At 41.8% G+C, this 12,212-nt stretch carries 12 protein-coding genes, 1 pseudogene and 1 riboswitch; of the genes and pseudogenes, 10 read left to right on the top strand and 3 right to left on the bottom strand.

The genetic code is table 11. The annotated features are described in order from the left end of the window. Positions 1–104: 104 nt before the first annotated feature. Positions 105–638 (bottom strand): GNAT family N-acetyltransferase, encoded by a 534-nt coding sequence (locus LLY41_RS20085; RefSeq protein ID WP_304586394.1) that lies wholly within the window; start codon positions 636–638, stop codon positions 105–107. Between the two features lie 349 nt (positions 639–987). On the opposite strand from LLY41_RS20085, the gene LLY41_RS20080 reads away from it, so the two are divergent. From LLY41_RS20080 to modB, 8 genes and pseudogenes are all read left to right on the top strand, one after another. After that, complete coding sequence (locus LLY41_RS20080; protein ID WP_304586392.1) at positions 988–1,941, top strand: NAD(P)H-dependent flavin oxidoreductase; 954 nt, start codon at positions 988–990, stop codon at positions 1,939–1,941. Between the two features lie 150 nt (positions 1,942–2,091). After that, positions 2,092–2,697, top strand: a pseudogene (locus tag LLY41_RS20075) (dienelactone hydrolase family protein). A 225-nt stretch (positions 2,698–2,922) separates the two neighbouring features. Then, positions 2,923–3,073: riboswitch (cyclic di-AMP (ydaO/yuaA leader) on the top strand. 111 nt (positions 3,074–3,184) lie between these two features. Beyond that, the gene (locus LLY41_RS20070) at positions 3,185–4,447 is read left to right on the top strand and encodes a cation:dicarboxylate symporter family transporter (RefSeq protein WP_048009638.1); all 1,263 of its coding nucleotides are present in this window, start codon (positions 3,185–3,187) and stop codon (positions 4,445–4,447) included. A 395-nt stretch (positions 4,448–4,842) separates the two neighbouring features. Further along, on the top strand, positions 4,843–5,409 hold the full coding sequence (locus LLY41_RS20065) for a DUF4256 domain-containing protein (RefSeq protein ID WP_304586391.1): 567 nt from the start codon (positions 4,843–4,845) through the stop codon (positions 5,407–5,409). 195 nt (positions 5,410–5,604) lie between these two features. Then, on the top strand, positions 5,605–6,105 hold the full coding sequence (locus tag LLY41_RS20060; protein ID WP_304586390.1) for a DUF2243 domain-containing protein: 501 nt from the start codon (positions 5,605–5,607) through the stop codon (positions 6,103–6,105). Then, a complete protein-coding gene (locus LLY41_RS20055) occupies positions 6,092–6,907 on the top strand; it encodes a cytochrome c oxidase assembly protein (protein ID WP_304586388.1) in 816 nt (271 codons plus the stop codon). The genes LLY41_RS20060 and LLY41_RS20055 overlap by 14 nt, the downstream gene beginning before the upstream one ends. A 136-nt stretch (positions 6,908–7,043) precedes the next feature. Beyond that, entirely contained in the window at positions 7,044–7,835 is a 792-nt protein-coding gene (modA, locus tag LLY41_RS20050; protein ID WP_304586386.1) for a molybdate ABC transporter substrate-binding protein, read from the top strand. A 3-nt stretch (positions 7,836–7,838) separates the two neighbouring features. Next, entirely contained in the window at positions 7,839–8,495 is a 657-nt protein-coding gene (modB, locus tag LLY41_RS20045; RefSeq protein ID WP_095244148.1) for a molybdate ABC transporter permease subunit, read from the top strand. A 135-nt stretch (positions 8,496–8,630) separates the two neighbouring features. Here the strand turns inward: modB and LLY41_RS20040 are convergent, their stop codons facing one another. Together LLY41_RS20040 and LLY41_RS20035 are read right to left on the bottom strand one after the other, a co-directional pair. Then, complete coding sequence (locus LLY41_RS20040) at positions 8,631–10,277, bottom strand: hypothetical protein (protein ID WP_304586384.1); 1,647 nt, start codon at positions 10,275–10,277, stop codon at positions 8,631–8,633. A gap of 2 nt (positions 10,278–10,279) precedes the next feature. Beyond that, complete coding sequence (locus LLY41_RS20035) at positions 10,280–11,059, bottom strand: ABC transporter ATP-binding protein (protein ID WP_304588071.1); 780 nt, start codon at positions 11,057–11,059, stop codon at positions 10,280–10,282. Positions 11,060–11,244: 185 nt separating this feature from the next. On the opposite strand from LLY41_RS20035, the gene LLY41_RS20030 reads away from it, so the two are divergent. Beyond that, complete coding sequence (locus LLY41_RS20030) at positions 11,245–11,721, top strand: GNAT family N-acetyltransferase (RefSeq protein ID WP_304586382.1); 477 nt, start codon at positions 11,245–11,247, stop codon at positions 11,719–11,721. Positions 11,722–11,749: 28 nt separating this feature from the next. Continuing rightward, positions 11,750–12,130: an FAS1-like dehydratase domain-containing protein gene (locus tag LLY41_RS20025; protein ID WP_304586380.1), complete on the top strand. Its 381-nt coding sequence runs from the start codon at positions 11,750–11,752 to the stop codon at positions 12,128–12,130. Positions 12,131–12,212: the final 82 nt, after the last annotated feature.

The raw sequence follows: 12,212 nt of genomic DNA, 5'->3' as shown, positions 1-12,212 counted from the left end.
CTATTGAAACACAAAAAACCCCAGATAGGGGCACTTTTTTATCAGTGTCCGCTATCCGGGGTATAGTTCAAGCTTGATCGGCAGCTCTTTTTTTATCCAGCCTTTTATTCTGAAAAAGCTTTTGAATAATGAACAACACCGGCAGCATTTTTAAGTGCATTCTCTGTTAACTCCAGAGCCATGAATACTTCATCAGGCACTTCAAACGGGGCTTGGATATTCCAAAGGCTGGCTGGCTTAAAGCCGAACTTTGGATAGTAATCTTTATGGCCCAGAACGATTACGGATTGATATCCGGCCTCTTTTGCCTTGTTAAGAGCAGTGAGTATCAATTGGCTCCCGATGCCTTTCCCTTGATAACCGGGACGAACAGAAAGTGGGGCAAGGGCAAGAGAATCTGCTGCTTTCTCACCATCCGATATTTTGATTTTAGATAAAAGAATATGGCCCACAATCTCTTTAGCAGGATTCAGCGCGACCAAAGAAAGCTCTGGAATGAAAGCATCTGAATTTCTAAGCCTTTTGACAAGAAAATGTTCTTTTTTGTCGCTGTAATCTTCATGTAAAAAAGCTTCTTTTACCATTTCTTCAGTCATGTCATAGTCTGCAGGGAGTTCTTGTCGTATTATGATATCCATTTATAGTCTCCTGTTCTTTATATAATGATAAAGTTTCAATATAAATGGCACTTTCTCATGGAGAAAGTGTTACTTCTCCAGCTCTAAACATAAGTTCAACAAACAAAAACCTCCAATTTGGGATGTTTTCATTTTATTTAGTTATGTTGCAGCGGTCAACTGTATCAGGAACTTTTGAATAGTCCGGGATAGCGGTGATGATTCCTGATGCAATTCTTGAACATTATGTGAATAATGCAAAAATATCACCTGATTTTAGTACCAGGTATTATGTTTGTCACTATTCAATTAACCCCATTCGCACAATAATGGAGAAGAAATAAATTGGCGATGAAATGGGGTAGTTCTTTTGAAATTTCCACAATTAAAAATCGGTCATATGACGCCTGAGTTTCCCATCATGCAGGGTGGAATGGGCGTTGGTATTTCGTTAAGCGGCCTGGCATCAGCTGTTGCGAATGCCGGGGGGATTGGAATTATTTCAGGGACAGGAATTAGCATAGAAGAGTTAAGGCTGCATATACGAAAGGCCAGGGCAGCTATCAAGGGTGAGGGCTATATTGGGGTGAATGTTCTATTTGCCATGAATGATTTTGCTGAAAAAATGAAGGCCGCCATTGAGGAAAAGGTGGATTTCATTATTTCAGGTGCAGGAATTTCAAGGGATATGTACAATTGGGGCAAAGAATCCGGCACACCGGTGATTTCGATTGTGTCATCTGCAAGGCTTGCCAAAATGTCAGAGCGGCTGGGTGCTTCTGCGGTTGTCGTAGAGGGCAATGAGGCAGGAGGGCATTTAGGGACCGAAAGACCGTTATTCGATATTTTACCGGAAGTGGTGGAAGCTGTTAAGATTCCTGTCATAGCTGCAGGGGGAATCCTGACAGGAGAAGATATTGCGCATGCCATTCGTATCGGGGCTTCCGGTGTTCAAATGGGAACCAGATTTGTCGCAACTCACGAATGTGATGCCCCCCTATCCTTCAAGGAAAAATATGTACATGCCAAACAGGAAGATATCGTTATGGTGAAAACCACCGTAGGTTTGGAGGGTCGTGCCATTAAGAATAACTTTACTGAACAAATATCTGACAATAAAAAGGTGAAAATCAAGAAATGCATCGATTGCCTGAAAAACTGCTCCTACCGCTTTTGCACATTGGATTCTCTGGTCACATCCATGGAGGGGGACTGTGAGAATGGTCTCGTATTTGCGGGTGCAAGAGTCCATGAAATCAACGAGATTTTGCCTGTTCAGACGATCATTCATAATATCAAAAGAGAATATGAAGCGTGTGTTTAATGTCATAATGGTGCATTGCTTAAAGTCGGGCTGCCAAATAGGCGGCTCTTTTTTGATCTAAAAGGGTGTTTAGAGGATGGAGGATTAAATCATATTAATGTAGAATACCTTTTGATGGAATAAAGTGTAAAAATGAATGGGAGAAGAAATATGGAGAATAAGGGTCATAGTTATGATAGTAATGCTAATTCTTTAATTCTCGTAATCCACGAAATCTATGGAATAAATCAACATATAAAGAATTTTTGCGAATTATTAACCAAGCAGAACTTTGAAGTGATATGCCCCAATTTACTAGAGCGAGAGATGCCTTTTGATTATTCTCAAGAGGAAGCCGCTTATCGTCACTTTATGGAACATGTTGGTTTCGATAGAGCGGCACGTAAAGTCAAAGATTTATTATTGGATGTTAAAGATGAATACGAAACAATATATATCATTGGATTTAGTATAGGTGCAACTGTTGCCTGGCTGTGCAGCGAGGAAGATTGTGTTGATGGCGTAGTTGGATACTACGGTTCAAGGATTAGAGACTATTTAGAGATAACACCCCGGAGTCCTGCCATGCTATTTTTTCCGCAGGAAGAGCAATCTTTTAATGTTGATTAGTTAGTATTGGCTTTGGAGAAAAAGAAAATTAAAGCATATAAATTTACTGGGAAACACGGATTCAGTGATCCTTATTCCTCTAAGTATGATGCAAAATCAGAACAAGAAGCATTTAGCAAAATGCTGGATTTTTTTATTTCAAATTGATTGAGAAATTATAAAGCCCTAACGGTAACTGTTATCACCTGGGGATTTTAATAAAAGTTTACAAGCCCGTTCAATATTCTTAATACTAAGATGCTAATTTAGATGTAGCGGGGGTAGCGTGTGTGGCTATCATGGCATTTGGCGCAGGTGGAGCCAAGTGCTTTTTGTTTTATACCGGGAATACTTAACTATTTACAAAAATTATCTTGGGATAATATAATGATTTAGTGTTCTATGCTTAATCTTATTTTAAGAACGGGGGACCCATTAATTACGGCGGAGTTTCCGCACGGGGTGAATCCAAAAGATGGAAGGGCTTACTGTTTCCACAGTCCTAACCCGAAAGCTAACCTCGTCAGCGTTTAAGGAAACATAAGAGAATATGAATCAGGGTGAATTGACAATTGTCAATTTTCTTTTTTGAGATCAGCTTTGTTTCCCTTGCCTGCGCAGCACGTTAAAACTAAACAAGAAGGTAGGGTAATTGATGAAAAGAATTAAATTAAGTTTAGCCACTCAAATTTTTATCGGTCTTGTCCTGGGGATTGTGGTTGGCGGTATTTTTTACGGTAATGAAGCAGCGCAAAGTGCCTTACAGCCATTTGGCGATCTGTTCATCCGTTTAATTAAAATGATTGTGGTTCCTATTGTACTATCCACGATTATCGTTGCCATTGCTGGTGTAGGTGATTTAAAATCTGTTGGTAAGCTTGGCGGTAAATCATTGACCTATTTTATTGGCATGACATTGGTTGCCATTGTGGTTGGCTTAATCGCCGGGAATGTATTTCAGCCAGGTGCCGGCCTGAATATGGACAGCCTGCAGCAAAGTGACATTTCAAGCTATGTCGAAACCAATAAAGAGCAGGAAGGCAAGTCCGTAGCGGATACATTCTTGCATATTGTGCCTACTAATCCGGTACAAGCCATGGTTGAAGGCGATATGCTGGCGATTATCTTCTTTGCTGTTGTATTTGGACTCGGAATCGCAGCAATTGGAGATGTTGGAAAGCCTGTTCTGAGATTTTTCGAAGGTACGGCTAAGGCGATGTTCTATGTAACAAACCTATTTATGAAGTATGCACCGATCGGGGTATTTGCCTTAATTGGTGTTACGATTTCCAAGTATGGTTTCGCCTCACTGATTCCATTAGGCAAGCTGGCGCTCACTGTATATGGATCCATGATTTTCTTTGTTCTTGTTGTTCTGGGAGTTATGGCGAAAATTGTCGGGTTCAGCATCTTTAAATTATTGAAGATGATCAAAGAGGAATTAATTTTGGCGTTTTCTACAGCAAGCTCGGAAACAGTTCTTCCAAGAATCATGGATAAAATGGAGAAAGCGGGAAGCCCGAAACATATTTCTTCATTCGTTATTCCGACAGGCTACTCTTTTAACCTGGACGGTTCTGTTTTATATCAGGCGATTGCCTCTTTATTTATTGCCCAGATGTTTGGGATTGAATTGAGCATCGGACAGCAAATTACGCTAATGCTAGTGCTGATGGTCACATCGAAAGGAATGGCTGGTGTACCGGGCGTATCCTTTGTAGTGCTGCTGGCGACATTCAGCACCATTGGATTGCCTGCAGAAGGCCTTGCCTTTATTGCCGGCATCGACCGTATCCTTGACATGGGACGTACAGCGGTTAACGTGGTGGGGAACTCACTTGCGGCAATTGTTATTGCTAAGTGGGAAGGGCAATTCAACCCTCCAGCTGAAGAAAGATTTGAACAACAAGCTTCATAATAGAATGGGAAACACTAACAAATGTATTCGTTTGTTAGTGTTTTTTTTGTGTAGCGGGATAGTTCCGGTTCGGACACAGGATGGGGAAAACATCTGGTTTGAGTCGGAAGTTGGTTGAAGTTCAGACACAGGAAGGGAAAAACGTCTGATTTGAGTCGGAAGTTTGGTCAGGTTCGGACACAGGAGAGTGAAAACGTCGGGTTTGAGTCAGAAGTTGGCTCAGGTTCGGACACAGGGAGGTGAAACCATCGGATTTGAGTCAAGGGCAGCAGGAAACAAAAAAAGGGAAACCGACGAAACAGCCAAATATGCAAAGTAAATGCGGCTCCAGCTTTTATCAACTAGCCCTTTAGGGTCATAATTATATTATAATGAAGAAAAAAGGAGGTACTTATATGACAAAGGGAAATAAGGTGCTGTCACCAGAGCAGCAGGATGAATTGCTTCAAACATTGAAAACACGTTTTGAAAAGAATATGCATAGGCATGAAGGGCTGGAATGGGCGGATGTACAAGCTAGGCTTGAGGCTAACCCTGAGAAAATATGGTCGCTGAATGAAATGGAACTAACGGGCGGCGAACCGGATGTTGCCGGGTATGATGAAAAGACGGGCGAATACATATTTTATGATTGTGCAGCAGAAAGTCCTAAGGGCCGCAGAAGTCTTTGCTTCGATCGTGAAGCATTGGAAGCACGGAAAAAACATAAGCCGGAAAACAGCGTGATGGATATGGCTGCTGCCATGGGCGTGGAGCTTTTAACGGAAGAGGAATACCGGGAACTTCAGGAGCTTGAAGCTTTTGATAAGAAAACATCGAGCTGGGTACAGACACCCGCTCATATCAGAAAACTTGGCGGGGCTCTCTTCTGTGACCGACGCTATGACACGGTCTTTGTGTATCACAATGGAGCTGATTCCTACTATGCTGCAAGGGGGTTCCGCGGCTCGCTGAGAGTTTAGGTTCAGTGAAACTCGGATTGCCTGCAGTGAGAAGGATTTTCTTTAGCATATTTTAAAAGGTATACCAGGAGGCGCGTTTGTAAAAGAACGCGCTTCTTTTTGTTACTAGAAAATCGGGTTTTGGTTGATAGTTTGCACTAAAAAGGGGTATAGGAATTCAAAACCTCATAGTAGGAAGCTGGGAGGAATCATGCAATGTCTGCTGAAATAAGTAAAGCGAACCCAAACCGTTCTGCCTTTTTGGCACACAATATTTGGTCTGGTGTACTCTTTGGAATCGGGTTTGCCGCCTTTATGGATGAGACCGTTATTCATCAGCTGCTGCGCTGGCATCATTTTTATGACAAATCCACAACTGATATTGGTTTGATCTCCGACGGGCTGTTTCATGCTTTCAGCTGGTTTGCGACCATTGGAGGCTTATTTCTTTTTGCTGATTTGCGCAGGAAGAAGGCACTGTGCCTGATGAGGTGGTGGGGAGGAATGCTGCTTGGTGCAGGAGGGTTTCAATTATACGATGGGACCATTCAGCATAAATTAATGCAGATTCACCAGATTCGTTATGTCGAGAATGTGTTCCTTTACGATCTGGTATGGAATATAATAGCGCTGTTTATGATTATTGTCGGCGGTGCCCTTCTTATACGTGCAGGAAGAAAACAGCGGGAAAGGGCTGTTTCCCATGACCCATCATAATCAGAGTGATGCATCTTTTGCCGCTGAGATCTTTCCCCAGCTGATCCTGGCTATGCCATTTGTGATCGTTTTGGCTCTGTACGGGATAGCTGCTGTGGCTTCGGGCAGGAAACACACTCCATGGCCGGTATACCGGACGGTTTGCTGGGTGCTGGGAGTTCTCCTGGCTATTCTATCAGTCGCAGGTCCTCTCGCAGACCGTGCCCATACCGATTTCTCAGCTCATATGGTTAGTCACCTGTTTTTAGGGATGCTTGCGCCTTTGCTCATGGCACTTGGCTATCCCGTGTCTCTCGTGCTTCGGACATTAAGTGTCCCCTTAGCCAGAAGGGTTTCAAAAGTGCTCAGAAGCAGGATTTCTCAATTATTTACCAATCCTATTTTCGCCTCCCTCCTTAATATAGGCGGTCTTTGGTTATTGTACACTACAGATCTCTACTCACTTATGCATGAGAGTATTCTTTTGCATTTGATCGTGCATTTCCATGTTTTCCTGGCGGGCTATCTTTTTACTGTTTCAATCGTTTACTTCGATCCGATCCCGCATCGGATACCGTTTATATACCGTGCCATTGTATTAGTGGCTGCTCTTGCGGGACATGGGATTCTTTCAAAGTATATTTATGCTGATTCACCTGCTGGAGTGCCGGCAGCACAGGCGGAAAGCGGCGGCATGATCATGTATTATGGCGGGGACGCAGTGGATATTCTGCTTATATTTCTTTTTTGTCTGCAATGGTACAGAAGCGGATTCAATTGGAAGTGGCAGCAGCCGAAACAGAGGAACCATGCTAAAATTTGATGGAAATAACCTACACTCAGGAGTTGGCTGGGAGCAAGGATTTTTCCAAATGGAAAAGATTATATTCGCCAGTGTCCCTTTAAGTAGTTATAATTAATTATTACTAGATATAACTATTTAGAGAAGGAGATACATAATGAAAAAGAAATTCCTGTTATTTTTTTCATCAATGGTCCTTTTTTTATTAATGGCTGGATGTCAGTCTGAAAATACAGGTGAAGAGCAGCGGGATGCAGCCGGAGAGAGTGTGGAACTGACTATTTCAGCAGCGGCAAGCCTGCAGGATGCCTTAACGGAGATCGAAGCAAGGTTCGAAAAAGAACATCCCAATGTGCGGATCAACTTTAACTTTGGAGCTTCAGGTTCTCTTCAACAGCAAATCTCCCAGGGAGCACCCGCGGATCTTTTCTTTTCAGCTGCAGAGGATAAATTTGATAAACTGGTGAATGACGGGCTGATTGAAGAGAAGAATGGAATGGACCTGGTCGGGAATGAGCTTGTTCTAGTGGTGCCAAAGGATTCGAAAATCGATTCGTTTCATGATCTCACTCAGGCAGATAAGTTGTCCATCGGCACACCGGAATCGGTTCCTGCCGGGAAATATGCAAAGGAATTATTAGAGAATATGGATATCTGGAACAAGGTAGAAGAAAAAGTGGTTCCTGCCAAAGATGTCCGCCAGGTCCTTACGTATGTAGAGACTAATAATGTGGATGCCGGAATTGTTTATAAAACGGATGCGTTAATATCTGAAAAGGTTGATATGGTGGACACGGCAGATGAGAACACTCACAACCCTATCATTTATCCTTTGGGTGTGATTAAAGATACAAGTCATCCAGAGGAAGCTAAGCTGTTCTATGATTATCTTCAAAATGAAATATCTATGGGTATTTTTGAAGAGTATGGATTTAAAGGATTGAAATAATAAATGTCTACTGATTTTTGGTCACCAGTCCTATTATCTGCCGAAATTGCTTCTGTTTCAGGAATATTAGCCGTTATTCTGGGCGTTATCACAGGTAAGACGATGGCAAATAAAAGATTTAAAGGGAAAGCCCTTGCGGAGACCGCTTTTCTGTTGCCATTAGTTTTACCGCCATCTGTTGTAGGGTTCTTGCTGATTGTCATTTTTGGAAGAAACAGTTTTGCAGGCCAATTCATTGAGTTTATTTTTAAACAGCCGGTTATGTTTACCTGGTGGGCCGCTGTTATTGCTTCGACGGTTGTCGCATTTCCTCTTATGTATCAGTCTGCCAAGACAGGCTTTGAAGCGATTGATCGTGACATTGAAAATGCGGCACGGGTAGATGGAGCGAATGATATTCAGTTATTTATGAATATCACGATCCCTCTTTCATACAAGGCCATTATTTCAGGCGGCATCTTAAGCTTTGCCAGGGCATTGGGAGAGTTCGGAGCTACCTTAATGTTTGCCGGCAATATTCCGGGAAAAACACAAACGATTCCAACCGCTATTTATGTAGCCATTGATTCTGGCAATATGGAGATGGCCTGGTTATGGGTTGCGTGTATGATCGGAATATCATTTATCATGTTAGTTTTTGTTCAGCTGATTAAAACATAAGAAGACATCCTTTTTCGGGATGTCTATTTTTTTTGAAGGCTTTAATTCGTACAAAATAGCAGGTGACAGATAAAAAAGAGCCGCCAAAAGTGGCAGCTTAAATGTTGATCCAGTACTCCTGAATTCTCCAGGGGATCACCCTTTGATAATCTTCTCCCATGTAACATTGAAAGCCAGACTCCAACAAGTTATGAGACCAATGCTGCATATCCCCAAATACAGATAGATTCCATATGGCAAGAAAGTGCTCGCGAAATGCAAGCCTGCAAGTAATGCTACAAACAGCATCAATCCAAAGATAATGGCACTATTTCCGTTTTGGTTGTATTCATCGAACGATTCCGAAAAGGGCAGGGCTTTCTTTAATACCATAAAACAAATGACTGAGTATAGACAGGCACTGATAAATACGGCGATAAGGTCCGGCAGAATTCCTGTCCCGTACAGGAAAAGGAATAGTGCACTTAGAATAAGGTAGACCGGCAGATATAATTTAAAAATAAATGCCTTGATGGTGCCGCTGAACACCGGCTTTAACGATTCGAGAGGGGCAACCCGGTAAATAAAGGCCCCCTTATATTTTCCTGAATACTTTAGAAGTATCATGATGGTCGGAATAAAGATCAAGCTAAAATAAATCGTTATATAGGACTTGCTGTCAGATAGCTGTCCAAAATCTTCACGGAGAGTATTTATGATTAAAATAAACGGAATCACGATGGAAAAACCAAGTGACGGATAGGCCTTCAGTTTAAAGTCCCGTTCATTTTTCATCATGCTGCCGGCAAAGCGGAAAAAGGCTCTCTCCTCCGGTGAGCGGCAAGTGATGTTAAGAAGGATTTGCCCTGCTTTACTCCGCTTCGTTACTTTGGCTTTTCCGTGATAAGCAAGCTTTTGCAGGCTTTGCTCGAAGGTGTCGGTAAATTTCATATAAATCCAGATGGACAGGATCGGAATTAGGAGTGATAATGCTGAAAAAAGGAGATAAACCGGATCGAAAGCCCCCTTCAACAGCATTTCCATATTTGCGCCATACCACATCGGGAAAATGAATACCTGCCACCAGCTAGGCTGGAAAGAGACCGTTAAGTCAATGAACTCAAATGACCGTATAAGCAATTGATACCCAACCATGATCATCAGGGAAAGCCCGATTTGAACATAGTTGATGATATCTTTTAATTTTTCCCCATCAAAGAACCGCAGTATTGATAAATAGATCAGCGCGGTTAAACCAACAACCAATAAATCAATCAGGATGATGTTTACGGCAGCAAGAAGGAAAAATAAGGGCCCATTTTTGAATAGTCCCACTATCAAAGGGATACCGGCAAGCGCAATGGTAAGGAAAGAAAGATAAATCGTAACATGCACCATTTTAGCCGTGCTGATTGTTTTTCGGCCGACTGGCTTTGGAAACAGGATGTTTCGATCCCGGACATCCAATAATACCGAAGAGAAATCGGAAATCATGGAGGTCATAACGAAAAAGGTGAAAATCCCGTAAAAAAGGCTCATCTGGAATAGGTAATTGTCTCCCATAAGCACAAATGGAATTAAGAACAAACTGAACAATACGTAAACCCATAAAGATTTTATGTACTGATTATTCTTTTCTTTGTTTTCTTTTTTTGCATTCTGCGAGAAAATGGTGGGCACGCGCCGTCCATCCATCGTCAGCTTTACCTGCAGGAGTCTCCTCATAACCTTGTAATCTACGCCAAAGCTATTAAAAACCCGCTCAAAACGATCCAATAGTTTCAGAGTGCGATAGTCCTGCATCCCTACATCTCCCTTACAGCTGACACAAACCGGGCACCAAGTTCCTTATGTTCACTGAATCCCGTAAGCTGGTTGAAGATCTGTTCGAGTGAACCTTCCGTATTTTGCTGCTTTAGCTCATCGAAGGTGCCGTCTGCTGCGATTCTTCCATCATGCAGGAGAATAATGCGGCTGCTGATTTTTTCAACCACATCCATGATATGTGAGGAATAAAAGATCGTTTTCCCCTGTTCGGCGAGCTGCGCCATGATTTCTTTGAATATCATGACACTATTTGCATCCAGGCCATTGATGGGTTCATCGAAAAAGAGAAGTTCCGGATCATGCAGCAGGCTCGAGATAATAAGGAGCTTTTGTCGCATTCCTTTTGAATACGAAGCGATCCGTGAATGATAGACTTCCCCTATGCCGAAAAGCTCCATCAGGCTTTTTGCCTTATTGCTGGCAAGGCCGGAATCAAGACCATACAATTCACCAACAAAGGTTAAGTATTCCTGGCCGGTTAAATTATCATACACTTCCGCAATTTCAGGAACATATCCTATTTTTCTTTTATACTCGATATCTCCATCTGAAATATCCTGGCCAAAGATGTTGACCTGTCCAGTATAGTCATCTTCAATGCCAAGCATGATCTTGACAGTGGTGCTTTTCCCAGCGCCGTTCGGGCCGATATATCCGATGATTTCTCCGCGTTTCACCCCAAAAGAGACGCCGTTTAGCACTGACTTCGGACCATAGCTCTTTCTCAAATCATTAATTTCTAATATAACGTCCTCCATCATCTAACTCCCCATTCCTAAAATATTCCATTAATTCCATTGTAACATTAGAGCTGCTGTTTGCTATAGGGGATTTAGGAATTCAATTGGGCTTCCTTCTAAGTGAAATGGAATAAAAAGGTTGTGAACTGGATGACCATTTAAGATAATTAAGATAGACTTGATAACATTTAAGGTGGCTAAAAATGAATATTTACACAGTTGAGGACTTACCGAAAAATAAAATAATAGAATTTTTTAAGCTGCATTGGGGGAGCCCGGAAATGGTTATTTCCAGTGGGGTTTATGATTGCAGTGCATTAGATGGTTTTGCTGTTCTAAATGAAGACAAAATCATTGGCTTAATAACCTACATAATTAAAAATACGGAATGTGAAATTATATCTTTGGATAGTACGGAAGAAGGTAAGGGGATAGGTACATCGTTAGTGCAGGAAGTTGAAAATCTTGCTAAAAAGAAAAATTGTAGAATCGTAAAACTTATAACAACCAATGATAATTTATTATCATTGAAGTTTTATCAGAAACGAGGGTTTTTCCTGTCCAAGATTATTCATAATGCGGTTGAGGAAGCAAGAAAGGTAAAGCCTGAGATCCCCTTAATTGGAAATGATGGTATTCCGATTAGAGATGAAATTGAATTGGTTAAGGTACTGAGCTAATATTGTAAAACCTTCGGAGGGGATGTTTATGCCATTAAATGTTGGAGACGTAATTACGTTTGAACGGACTTTTACCAAAAGGGATGTTGAACTATTCACAAAGATTTCAGGTGATGAAGGAATTCACCATATAACCCCGGATGAACAGGGGAGGCTTGTGGTACAAGGGTTATTAACGGCCACTCTGCCGACCAAAATAGGCGGTGACGCAAATGTGCTGGCACGTACGATGAATTTTGAGTTTTTGAGACCTGTTTTTACAGGAGATACAATTCTTTGCGAAGTAACGATCGATAGATATGAAGAGAAGGATCAAAATAGAATGGCCATAGCCGCATCTTTCCTTTGTACAAACCAGAATGAGAAACAAGTCCTGAAGGGGAATTTTGCGGGTGTGATTTTATCTTAAATGGTACATATCTGGGCAGCTGCCGGCTAAGGCAGCCTTTTCTTTTTGTGATAAGGAAATTATATTGCGAAAATATGGAACT

Source organism: Cytobacillus firmus (genome assembly GCF_023612095.1).
Classification (GTDB): Bacteria; Bacillota; Bacilli; order Bacillales; family Cytobacillaceae; genus Cytobacillus.
This window is presented reverse-complemented; position numbering and strand designations above follow the sequence as displayed.